Below are 26,112 nucleotides of genomic sequence, written 5' to 3'. Positions count from 1 at the left end.
TCCGCCACAGCATGACAATCACATTACAAAATTGTCATGTTCACAAAGAGTCTGAACAAAAATGTGTATTCTGATTATCGAAGATGAAACGAAGATCGCGTCTTATTTAGTAAAAGGCTTAATTGAGTCAGGCTATACAGCGGAGTGCGTCCATTCAGGACTTGAAGGCTTGGAAAGATTAAAAATGAAATCCTATTCTTTGGTGATTTTAGATGTAATGTTGCCTGATCTTGATGGTTGGGATGTATTGAAAATACTTCGCCAATTTTCTAAGGTTCCCGTGATATTTCTAACTGCAAAGGATCAGATTTTAGATCGTGTCAAAGGCTTAGAATTGGGAGCTGATGATTATTTAGCAAAACCATTTTCCTATGTTGAATTACTTGCTCGTATCAAAAGTCTTTTAAGGCGCCAACAATATAATCAAGAAAATGAGCTCTCGATTGCGTCATTAAAGATGGATTTAACACAACACAAAGTTTGGCGAGAAGATGCATTAATCGACCTCAGTAAGAAGGAATTTAACCTACTTCGATTTATGCTTTTGCATCAAGATGAAATTATTACGCGCCGCCAAATTGCCTCAGAAGTTTGGAATATTAATTTTGATACTGATACTAACTTTATCGATGTAGCTGTACGTCGCTTACGCAGCAAAATTGATGATGGACATGATTTAAAGTTAATTCATACGATTCGGGGCTTAGGTTATAAGCTATCGGTTCAAGCATGATGAATCATATTTTTCACTCATTAGAATTGAGACTCACCCTACTGGTGACTTTTTGCAGCGCTCTAGTTTTATGCGTAGTGGCAATGATTAGCTATGTTGGGATTAATCAAATTTTAATTATCCAACAAGATCGTGCTCTGACGGACCGAATTGAACGACTCGAAACACTTCTACAAGATAGTGAAAATATAAATCAAATTGTTGCTCGCCCTAAGCTCTATCAAAATATGTTAGGAAACCAAGATAACTTATTTATTTTAATGGATCATAATCAACGCCTGATTGATATTAATCCTTTAAATATTCCCCTTCCTAAATTAACAACATCAAGCAGCATCCAATTTACTGATTTGACTCAGACCGAACACCCAACACGCTTGTCATGGAAAACGATTAACATTCATCAAAAGCCTTATGTGCTCATTGCAGGCAAGCAATGGTCTGAACGTCTCAATATTCTTGAGCCATTCCGTAATGGCTTATTGGTTTCAGTGAGCATCGGGATTGTACTGATTTTTATATTGTCTGCTCTGGCTAGCCGTTTTGGACTCAGTACTTTACGAAAACTGCAACAACAAACTCAGGCAATCAATGTCCATAAATTGCAGCAAAGAATTCAGCTTGATCAAGCTCCATCAGAAATTGAACAACTGACGGCAGACATCAATACCATGCTGAACCGAATTGAAATCGGATATCAGCAACTCAACCAATTCTCAGAAGATATTGCCCATGAATTTCGTACTCCACTCAACAACCTGATTGGACAAACGGAAATTATGCTCATGGGTGAGCGTACAAATGAGCAATATAAAGAAGTACTGTATTCAAATTTAGAAGATTACCAACGCTTAAAACGTATGATTGATAGCATGCTGTTTCTTGCACGTGCGGATCGTCAGATGGTGATGTTAAATAAACAATGGATCGATCTATCCAACTTGATTGAGACGATTTGTGACATTTTTGAGCATCAAGCTGAAGAACAAGCTTGCCAGTTTATTTTGCAGTTAAAACAAACCCAAATATTGGCTGATCCAGAATTACTACAACGAGCACTTTATAATTTAATTTCGAATGCACTAACACATGGTGGTTTGCAACGTCAGATTTATATTGGTAGTCGAAACAACCAACAAGATGGATCAAGCTCAACAACTAGTTTGTATGTGATCACCAGTGATACGAGTATTGCAAATGAGCATCTTGATTCTCTATTTGAACGCTTTTATCAATGCACTTCTAGCCGCCATCAAACCAGCCAAACTGGAGGTCTTGGTTTATCCATCGTTGCCTCAATTATGACCCTTCATCAAGGTGATTATTTGGCTTACAATACTCCAGATGGTATTTGCTTTGAGCTCATTTTTCCTGAATTTTCTGATATTTAGTTATCGAAAAGTTAAATATATCTTTATTTATTTTCAAAAATTGACTTCTTCACTAAAAAATCATCATTCAAAAGTATGCTTAATATCTGTTTATGTAAAAAAATCATTATTGAAAATTATCCATTCATACAGATTATTCATAACTCTATTCAATAAAAGCACCTAACTCACAACCTAGCGATTTGCTAGTGTGTCCTGCTTTCCAGTTTAAATTTCTATATGCTTTTTTAAGCAGGATATGTATGTCTTTATCTATTGAAAAACAATCTCCAACCGATCTAACGCCGAGTACATCTACATGGAGTGCGGTGATCGTGATGTCTCTATGTTGTTCGGTGCTGATCGCCTCTGAGTTTGTGCCCGTGAGTTTGCTTACACCAATTGCATTTGACCTCAAGATGACTGAGGGTCAGGTTGGACAGGCGATTGCAATTTCAGGGATTTTTGCTGTCATAGCCAGTTTAACCATTGGCAAATTTACTCGAAAATGGGATCGCCGTTCCGTGATGTTGGGACTTACTTTGCTAATGATACTGTCTGGAGTCATTATCACTTTTGCCCACAACTCCCTTTTATTTATACTTGGAAGATCAATTCTAGGCGTTGTGATTGGTGGCTTCTGGTCGATGTCCACAGCCATTGTGATGCGACTAGTACGATTCAATGAAGTACCAAAAGCATTGGGACTTTTAAACGGCGGCAATGCCCTAGCCACCACAATTGCAGCACCATTAGGCAGTTTTCTGGGTTCAGTGATTGGTTGGAGAGGCGCTTTCTTTTGTATTGTTCCCATTGCCGTCATTGCTCTACTCTGGCAAGTTAAAACCATGCCGTCCCTACCTCCCATAAAGACTCAGCACATGAGTGGTAATGTATTCCTATTATTAAAACGGCCGGTGATCTGCTTAGGTATGTTTGCTATCTTATTTTTATTTATGGGACAGTTTTCGCTGTTTACCTATTTACGACCCTTTTTAGAAAAGGTGACTTTGGTGGATGCAAACCAGCTTTCTAGCTTGCTATTAATCATGGGAGTTTCAGGTTTGATCGGTACTTTTATGATCAGTCACATATTACATAAACATCTGTATCGTTATTTAATCTTGATTCCACTCACAATGGCATTTTTAGCAGGCGCGTTTATCTTATTTGGGCATCAGGTCTGGATCATTGCAGCATTGATGGTTTTATGGGGTTTGATTGGTACATCCGCACCAGTAGCATGGAACACTTGGCTCACTCGTTCCCTGCCCCATGAAATAGAAGCCGGCGGTGGACTGATGGTCGCTATTATTCAGTTGGCCATTACTTTAGGAGCAACTGCGGGTGGCTTACTTTTCGACTGGCAAGGCTATCAAGCAACCGTTATTTTAAGTGCAATCATCTTGGTGATCGGTGTCCTATTTTCCTCATTTACATGGCGCTATCTGTTAAACGCAAGGTATCAATGACTAGCCTTAAGGCTGGAGATTGCTGTCTGCGATGTGGGTAATATAAATGGTAACCTGAAAACTGGATGCTATATTCATCCAGTACCTTGATTAAATCACCTCTACGCAAGTCATCCTCAACCATATCTTCTGGAATATAGGCAATTGCCAATCCTAGTCTTACAGCATCAACACTATGATAGGACTCGTTAAAAACCCATTGCCCATTAATCTTGATCTTTATTTCCAGTCCATCTTTCTCAAACTCCCAAGCATAAATGCCGCCATGAGTCGTGAGTCGAAAACCAATACAAGCGTGTTGGGTCAACTCCTGTGGAGACTGCGGCAGACCGTGTTTTGCAAAATAGTCAGGTGTTGCCACCACAGCCATTTTGACATCATTGCCGATCCGAACGGCAATCATACCCTCTGCAACACGGCTACCAAAACGGACACCTGCATCAAATCGTTCAGCAACAATATCCACCATTCCGCTGTTGGCTGTTAACTCGATATTAATGTCAGGATAACGTTGTGTTAGTTGCTGAAGTTTTGGCAGTAGAATCTGTCGGATGGCATGGCTACTAGCATTAATCCTGACAGTTCCTGCAGGTGTATCCCGTAACTTACTCAACAATGAAAGCTCATTGTCGATATGATCGAAACTGGCACTAATGGTTTGCCTTAAACGTTCTCCTGCTTCTGTCGGTGACACACTTCTTGTTGTTCGAGTCAGTAACAGCATACCCAGCCTTTCTTCCAGCCCCCGAATGGCATGGCTAAGTGCAGATTGGGAAACCCCTAGTTTTCCAGCAGCTTTAGTAAAACTTCCCTCTCTCGTCACCATTAGAAAAGCATAGAGATCGTTGTAATTTTCCTTGGTTATCATAAAAAATCTGCTTTTGTATTAATGGCTATGGCGATCAGTATAGCTTGAAATAAGCCAATTCAATGAATAACTCATGAATGCTATTCATAAGTCCATGCTGTTTTTTTACTCTAATCATTCTTAACAAAACTACCTAAACTAATTTCATCTTAGGTTTCCAACCTGTTTATTACAAGAATAAGTTGGAAAATCTGTTAGTAAATAGGCATCTGAATCAATAAGTTTAAGAGCATCTTAATTATGAGTAGAAATCAATATTCTTTTGCTTTTATTGGCTGTTCGATCATGTTGGCAATTTTTTTAAGTTGTTTTTCTTTATGGACAACAGCCAAACCACCACGAGACCATCATTCGACTCTAACAAGAGCATCAAAGATGAAAATTCAGATTGAGATTGCAGGCACAGAGCAGCCTGTTTTTGTAACTTTAGAGTCCTCACCAACTACTCAGGATTTTATTAAGCAATTGCCTCTGTCATTAAAGCTTAGTGATTATGCATCTTCAGAAAAAATTGCCACCTTACCTCATAGACTCTCCCAACAATCCGCACCCAAAGGTTACACAGGCCAAGCTGGTGATCTGACCTATTACGCGCCTTGGGGAAATTTAGCAATTTTCTATAAAGATTCCGATGTCGGTTATGCCAATGGACTTATTTTTCTAGGAAAAATAGAAAATCTGCCGAAAGCATTCTTGAGTCAGTCTGAATTTACCGTTGTGATTCGCCAAGTGAAATAGCCACCCAATTGTGATTAAGTGAGATCGTTATGTTCGTCATTCAGTACTTCGACAAATTTCGTAAATCTGCGCTAGCAGTCATTACCGCAACAACAGTAAGTTTATTTTCCTCTACCACAGCGATGGCAGCAGATATGTCAAATGGTGCAGATAATTTTTATCAAAGCAGTCAAGTCAATATCCAGAAAGTGACTTTTAAAAACCAATACAATATGGCAGTAGTAGGTAATTTGGTGATCCCTAAAGACCTTAAAAAATGGACAAAATCACCTGCAATTATAATTGGTCATCCAATGGGTGCAGTCAGGGAACAAAGCTCCATGCTGTATGCCCAAAAATTGGCAGAGCAAGGTTTTGTGACTCTTGCAATTGATTTGCCATTTTGGGGTGAAAGCGAAGGACAACCTCGCAATGCCGTTTCCCATGACATCTATAGTGAAGCTTTTAGCTCAGCAGTTGATTATCTAGGCACCCGTGATTTTATTGACCGTGAACGTATTGGTGCCTTAGGAATTTGTGGTAGTGGCAGCTTCGTCATTAGCGCTGCAAAAATTGATCCACGCATGAAAGCAATTGCAACCGTTAGCATGTACGATATGGGTGCAGCCAATCGTAATGCATTGAATCACTCTCAGAGTTTAGAGCAAAGAAAACAGATCATTGCCGATGCAGTTCAACAGCGTTATGCGGAGTTTACAGGTGCAAAAATAGAATATACCAGTGGCACAGTACACGAGCTCACTGCCAATACTCATCCTATTCAACGTGAGTTTTATGACTTCTATCGTACTCCACGTGGGGAATTTACACCTAAAGGCGCTGATCCTAAAGCAACTACACATCCAACGCTAACTAGTAACATCAAGTTTATGAACTTTTATCCATTTAATGACATAGAAACTATTTCACCTCGTCCAATGCTATTTATCACAGGTGATCAGGCACATTCAAAGGAGTTTAGTGAGGAAGCTTATAAACTGGCTGGACACCCCAAAGAACTCTATTATGTCAAAGGTGCAGGACATGTTGATTTATACGATAGAGTCAATTTAATTCCATTTAATAAATTAGCTATTTTTTTTGAAAAAAATTTAAAATAGTTCTTTAGACAAGAATAAAAGGGATACATTAAAGTATCCCTTTTATTCTTGATTCCAAGCTTGCACTGACTGCTGCAAACCTTTCTGAATATTCTAAACATGACTCAAGTGATGCGTTTGATGATGTTGTTCTGGTTTGGATTCATCCGAGTAAAACTCCTCAACAATATCTAAGCCTTCTTCAACTCCAACCTCAAAACTGGCATTGCCATAGCCCTACCGTGCCAGATGATTTAAAGCTTCTTGATAGAACACTACTGCTCTGCTAATTGATTTGCTTAGCTAAACTAATTGTTTCCTGAAAATTGAGCCCATCACACAAAGTTAAATGGATGCAATCAATCTAAATACAATGTATCTATATGGCTCTTAATCGCCATTTTTAATAGTTTAAAAAAACCAACCATGTTAATATCATTTAAGTAGTTACTATAAAGTTTGTTAATTTTATGACTAAAAATACCAACCTAGAAATCTGCCCTATTGCAAGAAGTCTATCCGTTCTTGGCGATGCATGGAGCATGTTGATATTACGTGATGCACATGCAGGATTTACACGCTTTGATCAATTTCGTAAAAGTTTAGGCATTGCTCCGACGATGCTGACTAAACGTTTGTCCGTTTTAGTAGATGAAGGATTACTTGAAAAACGACAATATTCTGAACACCCACCACGTGAAGAATATGTATTAACTCAAGCAGGCAAAGATTTCTTACCCGTTTTATTTGTAATCGGTGCATGGGGTCGTAAGCATAAACCTTTTGAAAATCCTGAGAAAATGCCTATATTTCTTGATGCTGAACAAGGTACAGAAATTCAACCGATTGTAATTGATAAAGTGACAGGTGCTGAAATTGGATCTCGAACTATTCACCAAAAAGCTGAATAATAAAAAGCACTCCTGTGAGAGTGCTTTTTTATAAATTTAAATACTAAATTATTATTTGATTCGAGTACGCTGTGTTTTGTAAGTTCCCCAACCACTACGTAAAACTGATTTGATAAATGCCCATAAGCCACTTTCCTTAGGTTTTGGATTACTTCCCTTGGCAATGCGATTAAGTTGTTGGGTATACCAAAGTACTTCCATAACCCCAAGTTGATCAATCTTTTTTATGCCAGTCTTAATTGGTTGAACTGTTTGCTCACTATTGGTTCCTGCTAATAGATATTTGGGAGCATCAGGATCAATTGCCATCAGTCTAGCAATCCCAACCACATCAAAAGCATCTGATCCTAAAGCTTGATTCATACCTTCAACACTCCTAAAGCCACCTGTCACCATTAATGGTGTTTTTACCTGTGCCCTAACCTTTTCAGCAAAATCGATAAAGAATGCTTCACGGACAATAGTTGATGCTTTTTGAGGTGCTTTAGCTACACCTGACTCATAAGTACCACCTGAAATTTCAATTAAATCAATTCCTGCTTGAGACAAAGCCTTAATGGTTGCTAAAGAGTCTTCCTCGGTAAATCCACCTTTTTGAAAATCCGCTGAGTTAAGCTTTATCGCAATTGGAAAATATGCCCCTACTTGTTTTCTAATTTCTGCATAGACTTCCATTAAAAACTTGCGACGTTTTTCTGGAGTACCTCCCCACTCATCATTTCTTAAATTGTGTAATGGTGATAAGAATTGATTAATCAAATAACCATGTGCAGCATGTATCTCAACACCACTAAATCCAGCCTTTTTACATATCAACGCACTACGACCAAAGCGCTGAATGATCTCTAGTATTTCTTGATGGGTTGCTTCATCTGGCGTTGCAAATAATGATCGCATTTCGGCCCCAAATGGCGCTGCTGAAGCAGAAATGTTTCGTGAATTTAATCCTTTTGGGGATTGTTTTCCGGGATGATTGAGTTGTGCCCATAATTGGGAGCCTTGATCAGTCACCGTTGTTGCCCATTGCTGTAAAATTACAAAATCCCGTTCATCTTCAATCACAACATTCCCAGGCTCCCCTAAAGCACGTCGGTCGATCATAATGTTGCCTGTGATAATCATGCCAATCCCTGACGCCGCCCAACGCTGGTATAGTCGTATATGCTTTTCAGTTGGGTTGTTGGAATAGGTCGCTAGCGTTTCACTTGTTGCTGCCTTAGCCAAACGATTTGGAATTACGAAACCATTCGGTAACGTTAAAGACTGATTCAGGAGATTTGTTTTTAATGGCAAGTCAATCATTGGCTTTACTCACACAGTTGAAGATGATTTAGGCTGAGGTTGAATAAAGTCAACTAGACTTTGAAACCACATGACATCGACAAAGTTTCCAGTAATCACAAGATCCTGAGTTCTAAGGGCTGTTAAAAATGTATTGACACTATCTTTAGCTGATAGCACAGCAAAACCTGTACTGCCATTTTTAAAAGTGAATGTAAAACTTGGGGATTTACTTTGACCAGCATGAGACTTTATTTTGCCATTTTTGATTTCAAAATAACGCCCTTCACCACTTGCTGTTTGAATTTGAAATGTGACATTTTTATCTTTTACATAAGCAGCACATTTTGGATTATTTTTCACAGCTCGTTGTAAAAGCTTCGTCAGTATCCACAGTAATAATTTAAATTTCATCATTTTGGTTCTCTGTTCATCAATATATGAGGATACATAAGGCATCCTGATGCATTACTCATTTAGAAACTGTATTGCATGCTTTAGGAAACGTTCTGGGTACTGGAACTGTGCACCATGACCAGCATCGGGATAAATAAACAGCTGTGCATTTGGAATATTAAGTGCCATCTGATAAGCATTGATGGTTGGAATCATCACATCATCTACACCATTAAGAATAAAAGTTGGCTGTTTAATCTCGCGTAAATGAGCAAAATGATCTTGTTCATCAAGTTTTGGTAAAAAGTGCATATTGGCTTCAATCTGAGCCTGCATTACGCTGTCTGAACTTGCTGGATCTTGATCTTTACGTTGATGGCGACGTTGCCAGAAATCACGCCCTGCTTGAATTGCTGTTGGAGATCGACCAAAAAATAAAAATAGAAAGTCTTCTTCAGAAGGCACTGCACTGGTTGCATGCTTTAAAACTAAAGCTGGAACATCTGGGTCATCGCCTCTAGGTTTTCCACCCCGAGGACCTGTCCCTAAAAGCATTAATTTTCTGACTAATTGAGGGCGGCGACGTACTAGATCTTGTGCTTGAAAACCACCTAAAGAAAAGCCGAGTAAATCAACTTGTTTCAGACCTAATGCTCGAATCACCGCTGCTGCATCGTCAGCCATATCCTCAATCCGAGTTCGAGGTTGTCCAGTTGATGACGCGACCCCTCGCCCATTGAATAAAATAACTTCGCGGTCCGCTGCTAATCCATCTGTAATGAGTGGATCCCAATTGTCTAAACCACCACGGAAATGCTGTAGAAAAAACAAAGGTGGTTGCTGTGTATTTGCATTACCCCATCTACGATAAGCAAATTTGGCTCCATCAACTTCTATAAATTGTGTTTCAGCGGTTTGATGATTAATTGTGGTCATTGTCGTTATCCCATTTCATACATAACTAAGTTGAAATTTATTTCGCCAAGAAAGCTAAAGATTGCTTTACGAAATCATCATGAAACTGAAAAATTCCACCATGTCCAGCATCTGGATAGATGACAAGCGTGCTATTTGGAAGGCGCTTTGCTAAGTCATAAGTATTTACAGTAGGAACCATTCGATCATGATCACCGTTAGCAACTAAAACAGGTTGTTGAATAACTGAAAGATCAACAGATTTTTTATTTCCCCATTTTTTTAATGCTTTTAAATGAGCGCGATACGCAGAAATGGTGATTTCTTTATCACGATTTTCAGTACGTTCATTAATCCGTTGAACAAACTTTTTCGCAGCAGCTTTACCATTGTCGGTCCGAGTAAAAAACAAATAGACTTTAGGATCTTGGCGCGTTGCCATCCCACGGACTAAATCCCAATTAGAAACTCGTCCAACTGTACTGATGCCAGTTCCTCCAGCAGGTCCTGTTCCTGATAAGATCATCTTTCTGACTAAGTTTGGTTGTTTCAATACGATTTCTTGTGAAATCATGCCTCCCATTGAAAAACCAAATAAATCAACTTTGTTGAAACCTTTTGCTTGAATAAAGGTAATTGCATCATCTGCCATTTGCTCAATCGACTGAGCAGGTTTACCTGTAGAAGCACCAACACCACGGTTATCAAAAACCACCACATGATGTTTTGCGGCAATTCCATCAATAATTCTTGGATCCCAATTGTCTAATACAGCAGCTAAATGATTCAGAAAAATAATAGGTGTTCCACCATTTTGTTGACCATATTCTCTGTAGGCGAAATTAACTCCATCAGCATTTATAAATTGAGTTGGTACATTCTTCCAATTCGTAGCTAACTGAGGATTTTGACTAGCTTGCTGATTGAAAATAAGTTTTGGAGATAATCCGTCACCTTTAGCCACCGAGTCGCTAAAAGAGATCGATGCTACTGTTTCGGCTTGCGTTAATGGCGAAATAAAAACAGAGACCACCGTCAATCCCATCGCAATTGTATTTAGTAAAAAATTCATTTTTTTAATCCTCAGAATTAATGCATAAAGCCTATTCAACTGAATTTAATTAATTATTTCTTGAGATAAGGAAATCAAAAACAAAGTCAGTATCGATTTAATATTAACCATACATCAACAAAAACGCATTGTCACTATCTTTTTAGTAGTAACTATTTTAATTTTAGATTATGATCAAAACATCAAGGTGAAATTGGTTGTTCCATCACCAACCTATTACGTGTGAGAAATGTTGTATGACAAGCAAAGTGGTTCTTATTACAGGTGCATCTTCTGGTATTGGTTTAGCAACAGCAGAACTTTTACATAGAGCAGGTTTTATTGTTTATGGTACGAGTCGACGCACAAGTGAGTCATCTCAATATAAATTCAATCTGATTGAACTAGATGTAAATAATGAAGATTCGGTTAATCGTGCAATCGCGAAAGTGATTCAAAATGAAGGTCGAATTGATGTTTTGATCAATAATGCAGGATTTGCAATCGCACCTGCTGGCGCTGAAGAAAGTTCGATGCAACAAGCTCAAGCTATTTTTGATACCAACTTCTTTGGTGTTGTCCGAATGACTCGAGCAGTACTTCCAGTGATGCGTAAACAAAATTCTGGACTTATTTTGAACACTAGCTCTGTTTTAGGACTTCTGCCAATGCCCTTTGGCGCGCTTTATTCTGCATCAAAACATGCGCTTGAAGGTTATTCAGAGTCCTTAGATCATGAATTGAGAACACAAGGGATTCGTGTTTCATTAATAGAACCTGCTTACACTAAAACTTCATTAGGCATAAACTTACTAGAAGCAGATGCAAAAATCTCAGCGTATGACCACATTCGCGAGAAGCTCCATCAGCACATGATAAAAGCAATTAATAAGTCAGATGATCCAGGTGTTGTTGCTAAGACAATTTTAACGGTAATCAACAGTCAAAACATTTTGCCTCGTTATACATCAGGCAAGACAGCAAGACACTTAAAGAATTTACGAAAATTTACCCCAGTAAAGATCTTTGACGCATTGATTCAACGCAGTTTGAAAGTTTAACCCAACTTAATTAATCCATTTCTAACGATTAAAAAAGAAATATATAGAGGTCCCAAATGAAAGCAGCCTATATTAAAAGTTATGGCAAAATCGATGATGTACAGTTGGATGAACAGCCTAAACCATCTATTTCGAAAGATTCTGTACTTGTTAAAGTTCATGCTGTAAGTATCAACCCGCTTGACTTACGAGTATTAGAGGGTGAATTCAAAGCTATTTTACCTGTTAAGTTTCCATTTATTTTAGGTAATGACTTTGCAGGTGTCGTTGCTCAAGTTGGTTCAAATGTTACTCAGTTTAAAGTCGGTGATGAAGTCTATGCCAAGACAGATTCGAATGGTTCTTTTGCTGAGTACACAATCGTTCAGCAATCGTCACTTGCACTGAAACCTCAAAATATTTCTATGCAGCATGCTGCCTCACTACCGCTTGTCGCCTTGACTGCATGGCAAGCATTAGTAGAAATTGCAAAAGTTAAATCAGGACAAAAAGTATTGATTCATGCTGGTTCAGGTGGTGTAGGCTCGATTGCAATTCAGCTTGCTAAGCATCTCGGTGCAACTGTCGCAACAACGACAAGTGGTAAAAATACTCGCTGGGTTAGAGAACTAGGCGCAGATATTATTATTGACTACAAAACCATGGATTTTGAGCAAGAACTGAAAGATTACGATGTAGTCTTAGACACGCAGGGTGGAAAAACTTTAGAAAAGTCATTGAACGTTATAAAGCGTGGTAGTCGTATTATCAGTATTTCAGGGCCACCTGACCGTGCTTTTGCTGAAGCAATCAAAGCAAATTGGTTATTAAAATTTATCATTCCTCTTTTAAGTTGGTCCATTCGTAACAAGGCAAAAAAAAGAGACATTACCTATTCATTTTTATTCATGCAACCAAATGGATATCAGCTGTCTCAAATAGCTGAACTTGTTGAGGCTGGGAAAATTAAACCTATCGTTGATAAAGAATATCCATTCTCACAAATGAACGAAGCACTTGAATACGTGAATACTGGACGTGCGAAAGGCAAAGTCGTTGTAGAAATTGCAGAATAATTTTGGAGTTTAAATTATGAAAAATATAGTATTTGGAAAAACAGGATTAAATGTTTCTCAAATCGCGTTGGGAACAGGAAATTTTGGTACAGGTTGGGGCTATGGTGCCTCTATTGAAGAAGCAAAATTAATACTAGATCAATATTTAAATGTTGGTGGGAACTTTATTGATACCGCGGATGTTTATCAATTTGGTCAATCTGAACAAATATTAGGTGAATTGCTACAAGGTATCCGCAATGAAGTTGTCTTAGCAACAAAATTTTCAAGTGGCGCTACGCCAAACTCAAATCAACTACATAAAGGTAATAGCCGTAAAGCAATGATTTTCTCAGTTGAGGAAAGTTTACGCAGATTAAAAACAGACTATATCGATCTTTACTGGGTACACCATCCTGATAATATTACTTCCAGTGAGGAAATACTTAGAGGACTGGAAGATCTATCTCGTGCTGGGAAAATACTCTTTGCTGGACTTTCGAACTTTCCAGCTTGGAGAGTATCACGTGCTGTTACCTTGGCTGAACTTAAAAATTCAGTACCTGTCGCAGCTATACAATTTCAACATAGTTTGGTTCATAGAGAACCAGAAGTAGACTTAATACCAGCCTCAAAAGCACTAGGATTAGGAATGGTCACATGGTCCCCTTTGGGTGGAGGCATGTTAACTGGAAAATATCGTAAAGGTGAAACTGGGCGTGCAGAAGGTTTTGGTGGAAATGTTTTTCAAGCAGAAAACACAGCGCAGCGTACAAAAATTTTAGATGCAGTACTTGAAGTTTCTAATCAACTTGGCGTTTCAGCTGATCAAGTTGCAATCACATGGGCAAGTACACATGGGACTATCCCAATAATTGGACCAAAATCTTTAAATCAGTTAAATAGCAATCTAAATGCGATCAATATTGAGTTATCAGAAGATCAGATTAAATTATTGGATGATGTTAGCTCGTTAGTTAGTTTGGATCAAAACCGAAAAATACTAAGCACTGACAATCACCTGCATGGCTTGCGTATTGCTTAGATTTATAGGACGAATGCTTTAAGTTTAACTCAAGGTATTCTAAAGTTTTGGTATAAAATTAGATATTAAGGGAGTCTTTAGCCCCCTTAATACTTTTAATCCAGAGCCTGAACCGACTGCTGCAATCCTTTCTGAATATCCTAAATACCAGTTAAATCATACATTTGATGATGTTGCTTCCTCAGTATAAAACTCCTCAACAATATACACACCTTCGTCACCGCCCACCTCAAAACAGAAATTACCATAGCCCTGTCGTTCCACATGATCCAGAGCCTCCTGATAAAACCCTGCTAACGTGCTTGCTTCTTTATCAATTTGCTTAGCTGAAGTAATTGCTTCCTGCAAATTGATGCCATCACGTAAAGTTAGATTTATGTAATAGATTGGAGTACGATAGCTTTATGTGGTGCTCTTGCCTCGTAACGTGAGCTGCAAAGGCAAACATGAGAGTAAAGCACTCGATGTCGCATGGTAATAACTTAATCGTATAGCCAAAGTTCGAATGCTATTAAAGCCTATGGTTCTAAAAATAAATGTGCCAAAATCATCCAATTCATTTAAGTTGACGTAAAGTCTGCCATAAGGCTTGCATAAGCCTGTTCTGAATTTGCGTATAACTATCCATTGTATAAGTTCCTATATAGCTGAAATAGTAAAGTTTTAAATTTTTGGGCATAAAAAAACACGTCAGGGTAGACGTGGGGAAAGTGTGAATGGCGGTGTGGGCATCAATATGTGATTAATACCCTGTTCATTTAATGACTAACTTCTAGCAATATTATTGAGTAGTTCAGGTTCAAGCATAAAAAACTCTCGACCAAAGTTTTCTAATGGAATATTAGAAACATTGATTTGATATTCAATGTCTCCATTAAAGAAGCTTTGTGACTTTTGTATAGATCGTTCCCAACCAAAGGTTGTGCCGCATTGCACCAATAAATACTGATAAACCTTTGCATCATTAATTTTTAATAAGAACGCATTATCAGCTAATTGCTGAATCGAGACATTTTCGGAATATTGCACATCAATCATGATCTACCTCCTAGAATGAATGACCAAGTGAAGTATAGTTATCATTAAAGATAATTGATTTTATTTCAACCAATTTTCAATATTTATTTATAACTATGAATAACTTAAGTCATATTTTTAACATATATAACCACATAAGTTTTGATGTGACGAAAAATGTCACTTGGTAAAGTGTATATTAAAGATGGCTTAGGCTAATTCAACTAAATGATCATTAAAAAGCTATTTCGCTTTATAGTTAGGTCATAGTGCAATCATGCTGATGGATCGTTATGCGAAGTGGATTAGCTTAGAGAAGAAAAAACAAGCGAGCACGAAAATTTTGAATAGCGCCAAAATTGTGCCAAATAAAAAGGGAATCAAACTATATATTTGATTCCCTTTCAGATATTTGGCGGAAGCGGTGATAGTCAAATTAAACACATATATTATTGATAAGTATATATAAAATAATTTATATTTAATTTTTTACTTCGATTTTTACTACAAAAATTCAATTCTTTATCTGCTGCTATTTTATTAAGTGAACTCAATTTTCTTCAATAATTTGGTGATTGTACATTAAGCGCAATAATTTTCAGATATGGCTCTAGGTACACTAACTGACTACCCACGTGAACTCTATGAAAATGTACTTGCTCGTATGTGGATTGCCCAGACAGAAGGTGCCAAATTCTGGCTATCCGTCATGACAGAACTCAAAAATCGAGGAGTACAGGATATTCTTGTTGCCTCTGTAGACGGGTTAAAAGGCTTTCCTGATGCTATTATTGCCTCTGTTTATCCTCATACGGACATTCAGTTGTGTATCGTGCATGTTGTACGCAATAGCCTGAGATTTGTAAGCTGGAAAGACTACAAGGCTGTTACAGCTGGTCTTAAAGCGATCTATCAAGCAAGTACAGAGGAAAATGCTTTAAGATCTCTGGATATCTTCTGCGATCAATGGAATCACCAATATCCTAAGATTGGCGAATCTTGGCGAGCAAATTGGGAAAATATCCGAACGATATTTAGTTACCCAGCTGAAATACGCCATGCGATTTATACAACAAATGCGATTGAATCGTTGAATAGCGTAATCCGCCATTCAACCAAGAAGCGAAAGATTTTCTCTTCTGATGATTCAGTCAAGAAAGTCATTTACTTGGCAACAACCAATGCTGCCAAGAAATGGACAATGCCAATTCAAAATTGGCGTTTAGCGATGAATTGGTTTACGATTCAGTTCGATGATCGATTAAAAGATCATTTATAAAAATTCGGACTTACACAAAATAATGTACAGGCTCCAGATTATAGTACATGTTTATCGATTGTTGATATGTCTTAAATTATCCACAAACAAGCAGCTTTCATCAATCATGACAACCCAAGGGCAACTGCGTATTTTTATCCAATTGTACACCTTATGGCGTGCTCAACTGGACATTCTTTCTTTACTCGGACAATAAGAAATAAAAAAACCATTTACTCACGGATGAATAATTGGTCATTTTTTTAGGGAATATTAAATATTAACCAGTTTGGCATTCCACCGTACAACGGTGGAACGAGGCAAAGTAAAAATACTATTTAAATACAAAAGAAACATATATATTCCCATCTTCAAATCTAGATAAATAATTTTTAGCATCAAGAATACTTTCAGAATAATTTACACCTTCATAAAACCAATCAGCATATAAATTTTCAAAATTATCTGAATCACTTTTAATGTACAAATCTCCACCCAAAATTAAGATTTTATTCTGCATAAAAAGATTTAAAGCATTATTAATCTCACAAATTGGTAAAACGGCTTCATCTATTCCAATCTTTCCAAGACTCTCACCACAACGAGAATACAATTCCAAAATTTGACTTAGCATAATTTATTCCCTTATTTCTTATTAGGCTCAAAAAGACGATGATTAATAGTACCATTATGATTACGGATGTATTCAAAAATCCCGTCCTTTCCTCTATAAGCACCTGGTATTTCTAATTTCCATCTATATAACTTATCACCACCTTGAAGTCTAGACACCTTTCCTATTGAGGCGAATCCATCTATTGCCTGAGGAAAAGAATGGTAATCTCCTGATGAAGCCTGCGTTTTAACTTTATCAGTATAACGAGCTCCTTGGAAGAAATTATCAGGTGTAATAATAGATGGATCCCTTTGTCTAAGTACAGTTCTGCTTACTGTAGGAGAAGCCATATCCCACACTGAAACCCCTACCTCTCGTATAATACTTCGGGCACCGTTAACTACCAATCCACCTACACCACCAGCTACAGAACCATACTCTCCGAGCTTATAAGCAGATGAGTCCATATTGGCTGTTGGGTAACCATTTACCCAATTACTAAATGGCTGTCCAATACCAAAAGATGCACTATTTGCAGCCCCCATTAATGCATCAAATATGGGTTGAGGGATTGATGGCATATCCAAATTTGGAGTTCTTAAAGCTTTTTCTGATAATTCTTGGAACAATAACCCGCTCGGATCAACATTCATCACAGGATTACTACCCGCATAAGCATACGGATTCAGCCCACCCTCTAATCCAATCGGATCAGGCTCCATATAACGACCTAGTTCAGGGTTATAGTAACGGTTGTGGTTATAAAAATGACCTGTTGCTGCATCAAAGTACTGACCAGGGAAGCGTAGGTTAAAGGTCACTGTACCTGTTGGGTTGCCTAAACCAAAGGCGGTTGAGTCCCAACTCCATGCAATTGCATGGGTTGCACTGTCGATTAAACGTCTTGGCGTGTTGAGATGGTCCGTAACAATGTAATAAATCTTCGTCGCTGCACCACTACCATAAATTGCTGCAATCGGTTTGTCTCCTAACCACACATATTCAACCTGTGCGCCAAGTTTGTCGTATTCCCCTATCAAATGACTTTGTTCATCGTAGATGTACTGGGTCATGGTAGTTATCGCACTGTTGAGTACTCTATTTTTGAAGCTACGTTCATTTTTATGATTGTAGTTCATGTAGTAGTAGTCTGTGCTGCTTATACGATCAACTTTACGTCTCGCCCCATTATCATAGGTTGGGGTTGCACCATGAGTCAATTCACCATTGTCTGTGTGGCTGATGCTTTGACCTACACCACCTTTGCTGAAACTGGAGAGTTTGTTGCCTGAGTAAGAGTAAGTTGCACTCGCAGCAGGTTGCATATGCTGACCTGTTGCTGTGAGGCTAGTACGGTTGCCGTTTTTGTCGTAAGTATAAGTAATGCTATAGGTTTGGGTTGTGCCTGTGGTACGACTTTCACTGGTCAAACGATCAACATTGTCGTAGCCATAATTGTCTTTAGTACCATTGTTTCTTGTCAGTTGAGTAATACGTCCAACTTTGTCATAACCATAGGTTAATGAATAGTTTGTAGTACCTGCACTGTTTTTATTAGTAATGTTATTCGTCGAGCCATCATTGTTATAACTTTGGCTGTAACTTGCATTTCCTGCTGAGCTCCACAACCATCCTGTGACACGATTAGCACCATCATAGCTGATGTTACGTATCAATGGATTGCCATAAAGATTGATACTGCTGAGCATGCCTTGTGCATTGTACACATAGGTAATAGTTCGACCAGATGGTAAGGTCAATGCTGTTGGTTTTCCTCCTATGCTGTATCCATAATTTACATTCAGAGACTGACCTGTTTTGACAGCATATCGGTTAAATAGCTGGTTGATGGTTGCTTTTGCAGTAACTCGGTCATAAGCATCGTAGCTATAGCTTGTATCAACATCATAACCTGTCAAGCCTGTACTGACTTTATCTAATCGTCCATAACGACTTTGGTCATAGGTGTAATTATCATTGATCTGATATTCACTTGCAGTCGTTCCACTATTCGCAGTACATGCAAATGCTCGATAGCGACCCAACTCATCTAAATTATTAAAATTACATTTACGTGCACCATGTAAACGTTGGGTGAGTTGGTCTGCTTCGTTGTAGCTATAAGTTTTCGTGCCATAATCACTATTCACTTCCTGAGTTAAGGTTTTACCGTTTCGATAGCTAAAAGGATTCGTTCCAGCATTCAGAGCATCTTTAGCAACTGTGACGTTGTCATTCACATCATAAGCCGTTGTATCTACATTCCCTGCACCATCTGTATGGCTGACCATACGATTGAGTGCATCATAGCTCCATTTTTCAATGATTCCTGCCGCACTTGTGGTCTGAGTTAAATTTCCATTATTGTCATAACTAAATGTAGTGAATTGACGTGTAGGATCACTTCCCTGTTGGATTTTTGAGACAAAACCTTTGCTATCAAGATATTGATAGCTTTCTGAAGCAACTACTCCTGCACTTGTTAAATTCTTTTCACTCGCCAGTGCGCCGATAGAGTAGTAATTCTTTTGTACTTTATTTCCATTCGGTAAAGTTATTTGCGTTAGCCTTCCTGCTAGGTCATAGGTAAATTGTGTGATCTCACCATCAGGACTAGTTTCACTGATTTTTTGTTTTAAAGCGTTGTAAGTAAAACTTGTAGTTTGACCTGTGATTGCTCCTGTTGCTCCACCCACACCTGTAGTTTGACTTTTTAAAGTACCATCCGCATTATAAACAAATTGATCCACTAAACCTGTTGGGTGGACAATTCGTTCAGGATTGCCAAAAGTATTATAGTTTAAGTATTGTGTGGTACGGACTGCACCATTTACCGTTTGTGATTGACTCGCCAAGTTACCAAAGTTGTCATAGCTATAAGTGATTTTATCTGCTGTGCCAGTACGTGGCCCATCTACACTAATTAAACGAGCAAAATGCTTACTGGTTGCTGTCTCATCATAACTGTAGGTTGTAACTTTACTGGTACTTCCTGACTGACTTGATGTTTGTGTTTGTGATGTAATATTTCCTTGTGCGTTGACGGTATTAGTAACGACTGTGTATTGACTAGAATCTGGAGTAAAAATGGCTATTAGAACAGGTACATCAAACTGAGAAGTTTCAGCACTCCCATAAATATAGCTAGTATTACGGCTCACTGAAGTTCCGTTCGCTTCAAGAATACCACTGAGCCTATCTCGATAATCGTAATTTATATTTGCTATATGATCTTTCGCATCTGTAATTTGTAATAATTGACTTTTTGGGATTGAAAACTCAGCGGATTTAATTGGAGTTTTACCAAAACTCAAACATGGATAGCCACTTGCTTCAACTTTTAATAACGATGAACCTGATAATGTTGATTTAAGTGTGTTAGTACCAGTTGAGTTGCCTAAGGCAATTGACGTAGTAATTGTGCGATCAATATCATTGTAGATAGAAGTATTATCATATGCCGTATTGGTTGTATTCGGAGTAAATGAACGCAAAGTCGTTTGTGCAATAGAATAGGTCCCATCTGTCGCAAGTAAATAGTTCTGAGTAATATTCCACTGACGTACAATTTGATCCAAAGAATTCTTTACTTGGGTAAGGACAGGATAGTTATAGCTTGCATCCGATGTTCGACCTTTACGAGCGACATAGGCTTTGATTGCCCCCAACTCGGTTAAGGTACTGATAAAACTTGTTTTACCAGCACCTGTTGAATTACTTTCAGTTAATGCATAAACCTTACTTTTAATGCCCGTACTCGGTGTAGAAACATCGTAAGATTGATATTTAAATTCAGCAACCTGAGAGGTCGTCTGCCCAGTTGCGGTATAGGTAGCTTTAGTTACTAAACGAGATTCATCTATGGTTTGAGTACTACCTGAACTTGACTCATGAAAATTACGTTCTAATACGATTTTATTATTATATTGATCTGAAACTTGGTTTAAATTCATACGACCATCGTATTGCATTTTTAAGCTTTGACCTTTTACTTCTATATTTTCAATTCTATGCAAGTCAATTGAACTTGTTGCTGATGTCTGTAAATACAATGCGGTATTTGTTCGTGTAGCACTTGAGGTAGACCAAAAACTAGATGTTTCTTGCTCCTGCAAACTTGCATCTAAATATTTATAAATAGTATCATTATAAGTTGCCGATGGTGCGATCACATGAGAACTACTTGTAACTGTAAATTTTGTGCCGTACTTTTGAATAATTAGATTATTGCCTGACCAGCTTAATGAATATCCACCTAATGAACTCTTCCAATTCAGTTGTTGTATCGCCGTTGAATTAAAATCATTCATTGCATCAGCACTTTCTAGTCGCTGAAATTGACCATTTTCTTCTTTAAATATTTGAGAAGTCTGTTCACCTGGCAACCGAACAAATATCACTTTAGCATTAAAAGTTGTCGTTACTGGATTTGAAGTCTCATAAGTATAATACTTTGAACTACTTGTCTTATAATAAAATCTTGAACTTTGGTATTGTGTAGTTTTAGTAGAAATCCTTTGAATCAAAATAGATGATTGGTAGTTATCTGACCAACCCAAAGTACTATTTTCTGGCTGAGCAAATTCTTGAGCTGAAGAAATATTTAGTCTGAGTGGAGCTTTATAATTGAATGAATAGGGTAACTTCCCAGTGATAAGTTGCTGCTGATAATTAACATCACCACTTAATACATTGTATCCAACTGTACAAGATTGAATACCAGCAGACCTTGCGGCTGCATAATTCTGTGCAACGACATCTGAGGTGGCATGTACAGATTTTAAAATAATAAATAAAAGTGTGGTGAGTAAAACAACAATTCCTCTAATTTTTATCATCATTTCACCCACTAATTTGAAGAAGAGTTGATTAATTGATCTTTTGAATTTTTCCCTTCATTTATTAACTGCGCTTGTTTTTTTACAAAATCTTCATTGTATGAAACCATTGGACTAGAGCTTTTATCTTTTTTTTGTTCTGTTTCGCAGCCCGTACTTAGAACTATACCTCCCAATAAAATGATACAGATGAATATAGATGTTTTAGATTTCTTCACAGATTGCACCTTAACTTAAAATCAGCCTAAACTTACAAAATATTATATTTAAACAATAATTAGAAACATTGTCATTATTGAGCTTTTACCTATGTCATTTTTTCCAAAAATTAAAAAAATAAAAGGGATCTCCCGATCCCATTCATTTAATTCAAAGCCTGTACACTCTGCTGCAACCCTTTATGAATATCCTGAACATGACTTAAATTATGGATTTGTTGATGCTGTTCAGGTTTGGTTTCATCTAAATAAAACTCCTGAAAAATATCCAACCCCTCTTCACCAGCTACCTCTAAACTGGCATTACCGTAGCCCTGTCGTGCCACATGGTCCAACGCCTCCTGATAAAATCCTGCTGCCTTGCTTTGTTCATCCATCTGTTTAGCTGAAGTAATGGCTTCACTAAAGTTCACTCCATCACGTAAGGTCAAGTCTACGTAATAGATCGGGGTACGATAGCTTTGTGTGGTGCTTTTACCTCGTAAAGTCAGTTGTAATGGCAAGCATGAAAGTAGGTCACCCGATGCAGCATGATAGTAACGAAGTCTTGCTGCCAATGTCCGAATACTATTAAAACCAGTAGTCCTAAAGATAAATGTACCGAATTCATCCGATTCATCTAGATTGACGTAGAGTCTGCCGTAAGGCTTACACAGTCCTCCCTGTGCCAATGGACATAGGTCAGGGGATGGGCATGGGTGTTGTTCAATACCATTCTGACCAAGGCGCTGACAGCTTTCGCCGTTGCCTGAACAGATTAAGCGCCCTGTTTGTCGATCAAATAAGCTGTATTCTGCCCGTAGGTTCAGTTCCGGATCGTTGAAGATCATACGTACTGGAATGCTTCTCAGCTTTTGGTTCTGATTCGGTGCTTTAGCTCGTAGTTGTTCATCCAATGGATGTTTGACCCACCCCTCCTTGTTCTGGATTTGGCTAGTGATAGTAAACTGATCATCCTTTTCAGGCAGTCGTTTGCCGTTCTTCTCTACGATCTTGCCGATGCTGATACGACCAAGTACAGGTGGTGTGATTGCTAAACCTTTAATCATGTTAAATTCCTCTGTGGTAATTTTTGACTGATGCCCCTTTGATATGAGTAAGAAGCAGTCATTTTTTGAAATGCATATAAATCTCGCAAGGCAGTCCATTTGCTCTCTATAGGTACGTTTCCTCAACGTGCTTATAGGGAGCGGGGGCTGTTTTGCGCTTTTTTGATGGATTTGGGATTAAATGGATTAGGTAAATAAAGTTGAATGGGTGAAGAATGTTTGGGCAGTTTAGTGAGTCTGCTTAGGCTAATTTATTTGGACTGATCATCATCTGCATAAATCTGAAAACGCCGTGTGCCCTGCTTGTTTTGTGGGAACTGTTGTAAAAACTCAGGATGCTGTTGCAATAGCGCTTTACTGTCTAAGCTGACCGAGTCTTTTGATCTTTTCCAAGTGACTGATCCTGTTTTAAAAGTTGCCCGTTCAGCATCTTGCATCTTGGCTTGGATTTGATGTTTCAGTTGATCAAAGCTTGCCTGATGCTGCTCAATCAAATGACGTTGTTTGAGCAATTGCTCAAAGTCTTGATTGGCTTTTTGGTCTTCAGATAAATCCGTATTGCTCAGCGGTACATGAACTGGATATAACAGTTGTAAAGCTTTGGCTGCTGACTCAGATGCATCCACATCAGGTGGTACATCCTTCTCTACACATTCCCAGAAGTAACGTTCAGCATCTACGATATATTTGATCACCGTTTCACTGCGCGTCACTTTAAAGATTCGGGTTTCATGCCCACAGATCAAGGCACAGATATGTGCTGCTTGTTTGCCTGTGACTGCCAATTGATGCTGTACCTGACACAGCACATATAAAGGCACGCCATCTCGCCATAACTTTGCACCGTATTCCCCTACGGTTTTGCATTCCAAGATTTGAACTTCCTCATTGCCCACTACGGCATAATCCAAGTTTGCCAACATAAAGTTTTTATCTTCATCAGGATGCTGAAGTACGGCATTAACTCGACGGACTTTATGGTTGGTGTGCATGCTGTAGTATTGCGCCACGAGTGGTTCAAGCTGCTTACCCCAATAAAGCGGTGCATGTCCTGCACTTTCATCTTCAATGTTTTGTTGTATTCGACCTGTTTTGATCATCCACAGCTCTAACATCGACATATAGGGATTGAGTCCACATGCGGTTGCAGCATCACTGCTGCCGATGCCTTGCTTTCTAACTTCTAGCCATTGTTGGTAATTCAACTGTTTAGTGTTGGCCAGTCGTTTTGCTGAAGGTAATTGAGTGGTTTTCTTTGGTGTTTTCTTAGTTCGTGTTCCGACTTCAGCTTTATGTTCTGTCTCGATCTTGATGGGATAAGGTTGTAAGGGTGGATGATTAAGCGTGTTTTGAATTTGCGTATGACTATTCATTGTAAATGTTCCTGTATAGCGAAAATCTTAAAGCTAAATTTTGGGCATAAAAAAAGCCACGTCGGGGGTGACGTGGCGAAAGGGTTCTGCGGTTTAAGTTTTACCTGATGATTAAAATAAGATAGTTTTCTTAAATAAAACTGAATAATGACAAGGTTTATTAAGTCACCATTCTTAATGCCTGTTCTAAACCGCGTTGTTTAATAGCAGCCCCTGCACCAAACCAAGCTGAATCAAGACGATGATCGGTACTCATCGCTCGACGCTCATGGTCACAGAACTCGGTAATCGAACACAGTAATCCATACGCCGTATCCTTGGCTGAACTCAGTTCTGCCCCACGTCCATGTCCGTTAAACATGGTCATGACTTTCGACATTGCTCGTCCATTGGGTTCAGTTTTGGATGAATTTGTTTGATTTGGCATGGCTGCATTGCGGTAGAACTGGATAATGCTTTCATCCTGCTCAACCATACTCAGATTGGTATTGTTGAATACAGCATCAAAGTAAGCAGCCGCTTCTTGCTGTGTGACTTTACGCTGACTCAGTTGTTTCATTTCATACATGTGTTCATCCCATGCACGAACTGAAATTCCCAATTGCTGTTTGACTTTCTCAGCATCGAAACGCGTACTGTGTGGAACTTTAACCACGCCCGCATTGTTCGATGAGTTGTTGTGTGATTTCAATGCAATCGCTAAAGTGTTGTTACACACCACTCGTATTGAAGTGAATTGTGCGGTAGTAGCGAGTGTGCCATCACAAGCAGTTGCTAAAAGAATATAGCCATTACTGACATCTTTACCTTTTAAAGCTGAGGTCTGTCCAGTTTTAGCCAATGCCCAGAACTTCTTGCCACCTTTGAGCACCCCTGCTGTTTCCAGTTCAAAGCCTGATTGTTCAGTCAGATCACGATAGAAGTGTAGAATTTCCATCGGTTGTACCTCCTGAAAGCGTTGGCTCACAACTGATAACGGTGCATGAGTATCAGAACGATAAAGTACCCGCTGTTCTTCAAAGGGCATAATCATGTTTTGACCACGTTGGTTTTGCGCCATATAACTGACATCGGAAGATTCAATCCGCCAATCCATACCAGCTTGCAGTGCCCAAACCTCTAAAGGTTGATTTGGTGTCAGTTGATTGCCTAAACCATGCCAAGGGGTTTGTCCAACGAATGCCATTGTTTCAACTAAATGTGCCATAAGATGTGTCCTTTATTCTGATTTGAATGATGTTTGCTCAGTATTTATGCGTGCTAATGCTTGATCGTGTTTGATCTGCCAGTACTAAAATCACGCCACCTAATGCAGCGCCTGCCACGCCACCAAGCATCGGTGAAAAGCCGATGGACTTGGCAAGGTTCATACCCAGCACCGCCAAAGTCGTCGGTGCGCTAGCAAGGCTAAGTTGCGGTGGTTGTGGTTCTCTAAAACGAGGGCTATACGGTTCTTCTTCTGCGTCCAAATACGACATGGAACTTCTCCAATGTTTAAGAAATAAGAGTTTAAAACGCCTTGACTGAGATCATCAGTTCAGTGCTTGGCGTTGCTTCATTTCCGTAATATGTATTTGAAATAATTTGGAATCGTATAGCTGTTCATTTTTTACTGAGTTGTACAAATCAGCAGGACAAATCGAATTGACCTATGAAATCGTTATGATTATGATGAGCTTGCTGACCCTCATGGTCAGTCGGTTTTGACAGACCGATTCATACAGCGCATCAGGGTTTATTCTTCTGAGTATTCTTCGTATGCGTAAAAACCTTCTCGTCCCCCTTTGCG

Annotated in this window: 22 protein-coding genes and 4 pseudogenes; 11 read left to right on the top strand and 15 right to left on the bottom strand. The window is 38.6% G+C overall.

Annotation, left to right across the window (positions count from 1 at the left end; translation table 11 throughout):
• Nucleotides 1–61 precede the first annotated feature (61 nt).
• The 3 genes from F933_RS02760 to F933_RS02750 all read left to right on the top strand — a co-directional run bounded on the left by F933_RS02760 (nt 62) and on the right by F933_RS02750 (nt 3,575).
• Nucleotides 62–733, top strand: coding sequence for a heavy metal response regulator transcription factor (locus tag F933_RS02760; protein WP_005058327.1), 672 nt, complete (start codon nt 62–64; stop codon nt 731–733).
• Nucleotides 730–2,124, top strand: coding sequence for a heavy metal sensor histidine kinase (locus tag F933_RS02755; RefSeq protein ID WP_005058325.1), 1,395 nt, complete (start codon nt 730–732; stop codon nt 2,122–2,124). The genes F933_RS02760 and F933_RS02755 overlap by 4 nt, the downstream gene beginning before the upstream one ends.
• Before the next feature lie 242 nt (nt 2,125–2,366).
• Entirely contained in the window at nt 2,367–3,575 is a 1,209-nt protein-coding gene (locus F933_RS02750) for an MFS transporter (protein WP_005058323.1), read from the top strand.
• Here F933_RS02750 and F933_RS02745 read toward each other — a convergent pair.
• A complete protein-coding gene (locus F933_RS02745; RefSeq protein WP_005053278.1) occupies nt 3,538–4,443 on the bottom strand; it encodes a LysR family transcriptional regulator in 906 nt (301 codons plus the stop codon). The genes F933_RS02750 and F933_RS02745 overlap by 38 nt on opposite strands.
• 240 nt (nt 4,444–4,683) lie before the next feature.
• On the opposite strand from F933_RS02745, the gene F933_RS02740 reads away from it, so the two are divergent.
• Together F933_RS02740 and F933_RS02735 are read left to right on the top strand one after the other, a co-directional pair.
• On the top strand, nt 4,684–5,181 hold the full coding sequence (locus F933_RS02740) for a cyclophilin-like fold protein (protein WP_005058321.1): 498 nt from the start codon (nt 4,684–4,686) through the stop codon (nt 5,179–5,181).
• A 29-nt stretch (nt 5,182–5,210) separates the two neighbouring features.
• On the top strand, nt 5,211–6,281 hold the full coding sequence (locus F933_RS02735; RefSeq protein WP_005058319.1) for an alpha/beta hydrolase: 1,071 nt from the start codon (nt 5,211–5,213) through the stop codon (nt 6,279–6,281).
• A 93-nt stretch (nt 6,282–6,374) separates the two neighbouring features.
• Here F933_RS02735 and F933_RS17355 read toward each other — a convergent pair.
• Nucleotides 6,375–6,615 (bottom strand): annotated as a pseudogene (locus F933_RS17355) (recombination directionality factor); the annotation flags it as partial.
• A 115-nt stretch (nt 6,616–6,730) separates the two neighbouring features.
• On the opposite strand from F933_RS17355, the gene F933_RS02730 reads away from it, so the two are divergent.
• Entirely contained in the window at nt 6,731–7,171 is a 441-nt protein-coding gene (locus tag F933_RS02730) for a winged helix-turn-helix transcriptional regulator (RefSeq protein WP_005058316.1), read from the top strand.
• Between the two features lie 51 nt (nt 7,172–7,222).
• Here F933_RS02730 and F933_RS02725 read toward each other — a convergent pair whose 3' ends face one another.
• Genes F933_RS02725 through F933_RS02710 form a run of 4 tightly spaced genes read right to left on the bottom strand, consistent with a single transcriptional unit; the run spans nt 7,223 to nt 10,835 of the window.
• Nucleotides 7,223–8,473, bottom strand: a complete 1,251-nt coding sequence (locus F933_RS02725) for an NADH:flavin oxidoreductase/NADH oxidase family protein (RefSeq protein WP_005058315.1) — start codon at nt 8,471–8,473, stop codon at nt 7,223–7,225.
• A 9-nt stretch (nt 8,474–8,482) separates the two neighbouring features.
• Complete coding sequence (locus F933_RS02720) at nt 8,483–8,869, bottom strand: hypothetical protein (RefSeq protein ID WP_005058313.1); 387 nt, start codon at nt 8,867–8,869, stop codon at nt 8,483–8,485.
• Nucleotides 8,870–8,920: 51 nt separating this feature from the next.
• Nucleotides 8,921–9,784: an alpha/beta fold hydrolase gene (locus F933_RS02715; protein WP_005058312.1), complete on the bottom strand. Its 864-nt coding sequence runs from the start codon at nt 9,782–9,784 to the stop codon at nt 8,921–8,923.
• A 37-nt stretch (nt 9,785–9,821) separates the two neighbouring features.
• A complete protein-coding gene (locus tag F933_RS02710; protein WP_005058308.1) occupies nt 9,822–10,835 on the bottom strand; it encodes an alpha/beta fold hydrolase in 1,014 nt (337 codons plus the stop codon).
• 236 nt (nt 10,836–11,071) lie between these two features.
• Between F933_RS02710 and F933_RS02705 the strand changes: the two genes are divergently transcribed.
• From F933_RS02705 to F933_RS02695, 3 genes are read left to right on the top strand one after another with little or no spacing between them, the layout of a single operon-like run.
• The gene (locus F933_RS02705) at nt 11,072–11,875 is read left to right on the top strand and encodes an oxidoreductase (RefSeq protein ID WP_005058306.1); all 804 of its coding nucleotides are present in this window, start codon (nt 11,072–11,074) and stop codon (nt 11,873–11,875) included.
• A gap of 56 nt (nt 11,876–11,931) precedes the next feature.
• Nucleotides 11,932–12,930, top strand: a complete 999-nt coding sequence (locus F933_RS02700; RefSeq protein WP_005058304.1) for an NADP-dependent oxidoreductase — start codon at nt 11,932–11,934, stop codon at nt 12,928–12,930.
• 16 nt (nt 12,931–12,946) lie between these two features.
• Entirely contained in the window at nt 12,947–13,954 is a 1,008-nt protein-coding gene (locus tag F933_RS02695; protein ID WP_005058302.1) for an aldo/keto reductase, read from the top strand.
• 140 nt (nt 13,955–14,094) lie between these two features.
• Here F933_RS02695 and F933_RS02690 read toward each other — a convergent pair.
• Nucleotides 14,095–14,554, bottom strand: a pseudogene (locus F933_RS02690) (recombination directionality factor); the annotation flags it as partial.
• 165 nt (nt 14,555–14,719) lie between these two features.
• On the bottom strand, nt 14,720–14,992 hold the full coding sequence (locus F933_RS02685; RefSeq protein WP_005058299.1) for a hypothetical protein: 273 nt from the start codon (nt 14,990–14,992) through the stop codon (nt 14,720–14,722).
• 238 nt (nt 14,993–15,230) lie between these two features.
• Here F933_RS02685 and F933_RS17500 point away from each other — a divergent pair.
• A pseudogene (locus F933_RS17500) lies at nt 15,231–15,368 on the top strand (tyrosine-type recombinase/integrase); the annotation flags it as partial.
• Between the two features lie 258 nt (nt 15,369–15,626).
• Nucleotides 15,627–16,250: pseudogene (locus F933_RS02680) on the top strand (IS256 family transposase); the annotation flags it as partial.
• A 313-nt stretch (nt 16,251–16,563) separates the two neighbouring features.
• Here the strand turns inward: F933_RS02680 and imm40 are convergent.
• The 7 genes from imm40 to F933_RS02645 all read right to left on the bottom strand — a co-directional run bounded on the left by imm40 (nt 16,564) and on the right by F933_RS02645 (nt 25,801).
• The gene (gene imm40 / locus F933_RS02675) at nt 16,564–16,863 is read right to left on the bottom strand and encodes an Imm40 family immunity protein (RefSeq protein ID WP_005058296.1); all 300 of its coding nucleotides are present in this window, start codon (nt 16,861–16,863) and stop codon (nt 16,564–16,566) included.
• Between the two features lie 11 nt (nt 16,864–16,874).
• Nucleotides 16,875–21,683 (bottom strand): RHS repeat domain-containing protein, encoded by a 4,809-nt coding sequence (locus F933_RS02670; RefSeq protein WP_005058294.1) that lies wholly within the window; start codon nt 21,681–21,683, stop codon nt 16,875–16,877.
• Between the two features lie 11 nt (nt 21,684–21,694).
• Nucleotides 21,695–21,901, bottom strand: coding sequence for a hypothetical protein (locus tag F933_RS02665; RefSeq protein WP_034710335.1), 207 nt, complete (start codon nt 21,899–21,901; stop codon nt 21,695–21,697).
• A 146-nt stretch (nt 21,902–22,047) separates the two neighbouring features.
• A complete protein-coding gene (locus F933_RS02660; protein ID WP_005058292.1) occupies nt 22,048–22,950 on the bottom strand; it encodes a recombination directionality factor in 903 nt (300 codons plus the stop codon).
• A 251-nt stretch (nt 22,951–23,201) separates the two neighbouring features.
• Nucleotides 23,202–24,323, bottom strand: a complete 1,122-nt coding sequence (locus F933_RS02655; protein WP_005058290.1) for a YqaJ viral recombinase family nuclease — start codon at nt 24,321–24,323, stop codon at nt 23,202–23,204.
• A 160-nt stretch (nt 24,324–24,483) separates the two neighbouring features.
• Nucleotides 24,484–25,530 carry a DUF932 domain-containing protein gene (locus F933_RS02650; protein ID WP_005058288.1) on the bottom strand — a complete coding sequence of 349 codons (1,047 nt, stop codon included), beginning with the start codon at nt 25,528–25,530 and terminating at the stop codon, nt 24,484–24,486.
• A gap of 37 nt (nt 25,531–25,567) precedes the next feature.
• Nucleotides 25,568–25,801: a hypothetical protein gene (locus F933_RS02645; protein WP_005058286.1), complete on the bottom strand. Its 234-nt coding sequence runs from the start codon at nt 25,799–25,801 to the stop codon at nt 25,568–25,570.
• Between the last annotated feature and the right edge of the window lie 311 nt (nt 25,802–26,112).

The sequence above is a fragment of the Acinetobacter beijerinckii CIP 110307 genome, from assembly GCF_000369005.1.
In the GTDB taxonomy this organism is placed as follows: domain Bacteria; phylum Pseudomonadota; class Gammaproteobacteria; order Pseudomonadales; family Moraxellaceae; genus Acinetobacter; species Acinetobacter beijerinckii.
Note: the sequence above shows the minus strand (reverse complement) of the source record. Positions and strands in the feature narration are given on the sequence as shown.

Coding starts and splice junctions, on each gene's coding strand:
- F933_RS02660 (WP_005058292.1), bottom strand. CDS start 22,950: ATGATTAAAGGTTTAGCAATCACACCACCTGTACTTGGTCGTATCAGC.
- imm40 (WP_005058296.1), bottom strand. CDS start 16,863: ATGCTAAGTCAAATTTTGGAATTGTATTCTCGTTGTGGTGAGAGTCTT.
- F933_RS02705 (WP_005058306.1), top strand. CDS start 11,072: ATGACAAGCAAAGTGGTTCTTATTACAGGTGCATCTTCTGGTATTGGT.
- F933_RS02725 (WP_005058315.1), bottom strand. CDS start 8,473: ATGATTGACTTGCCATTAAAAACAAATCTCCTGAATCAGTCTTTAACG.
- F933_RS02745 (WP_005053278.1), bottom strand. CDS start 4,443: ATGATAACCAAGGAAAATTACAACGATCTCTATGCTTTTCTAATGGTG.
- F933_RS02645 (WP_005058286.1), bottom strand. CDS start 25,801: ATGTCGTATTTGGACGCAGAAGAAGAACCGTATAGCCCTCGTTTTAGA.
- F933_RS02715 (WP_005058312.1), bottom strand. CDS start 9,784: ATGACCACAATTAATCATCAAACCGCTGAAACACAATTTATAGAAGTT.
- F933_RS02750 (WP_005058323.1), top strand. CDS start 2,367: ATGTCTTTATCTATTGAAAAACAATCTCCAACCGATCTAACGCCGAGT.
- F933_RS02760 (WP_005058327.1), top strand. CDS start 62: ATGTGTATTCTGATTATCGAAGATGAAACGAAGATCGCGTCTTATTTA.
- F933_RS02655 (WP_005058290.1), bottom strand. CDS start 24,323: ATGAATAGTCATACGCAAATTCAAAACACGCTTAATCATCCACCCTTA.
- F933_RS02755 (WP_005058325.1), top strand. CDS start 730: ATGATGAATCATATTTTTCACTCATTAGAATTGAGACTCACCCTACTG.
- F933_RS02670 (WP_005058294.1), bottom strand. CDS start 21,683: ATGATAAAAATTAGAGGAATTGTTGTTTTACTCACCACACTTTTATTT.
- F933_RS02740 (WP_005058321.1), top strand. CDS start 4,684: ATGAGTAGAAATCAATATTCTTTTGCTTTTATTGGCTGTTCGATCATG.
- F933_RS02720 (WP_005058313.1), bottom strand. CDS start 8,869: ATGATGAAATTTAAATTATTACTGTGGATACTGACGAAGCTTTTACAA.
- F933_RS02695 (WP_005058302.1), top strand. CDS start 12,947: ATGAAAAATATAGTATTTGGAAAAACAGGATTAAATGTTTCTCAAATC.
- F933_RS02650 (WP_005058288.1), bottom strand. CDS start 25,530: ATGGCACATTTAGTTGAAACAATGGCATTCGTTGGACAAACCCCTTGG.
- F933_RS02685 (WP_005058299.1), bottom strand. CDS start 14,992: ATGATTGATGTGCAATATTCCGAAAATGTCTCGATTCAGCAATTAGCT.
- F933_RS02730 (WP_005058316.1), top strand. CDS start 6,731: ATGACTAAAAATACCAACCTAGAAATCTGCCCTATTGCAAGAAGTCTA.
- F933_RS02735 (WP_005058319.1), top strand. CDS start 5,211: ATGTTCGTCATTCAGTACTTCGACAAATTTCGTAAATCTGCGCTAGCA.
- F933_RS02710 (WP_005058308.1), bottom strand. CDS start 10,835: ATGAATTTTTTACTAAATACAATTGCGATGGGATTGACGGTGGTCTCT.
- F933_RS02700 (WP_005058304.1), top strand. CDS start 11,932: ATGAAAGCAGCCTATATTAAAAGTTATGGCAAAATCGATGATGTACAG.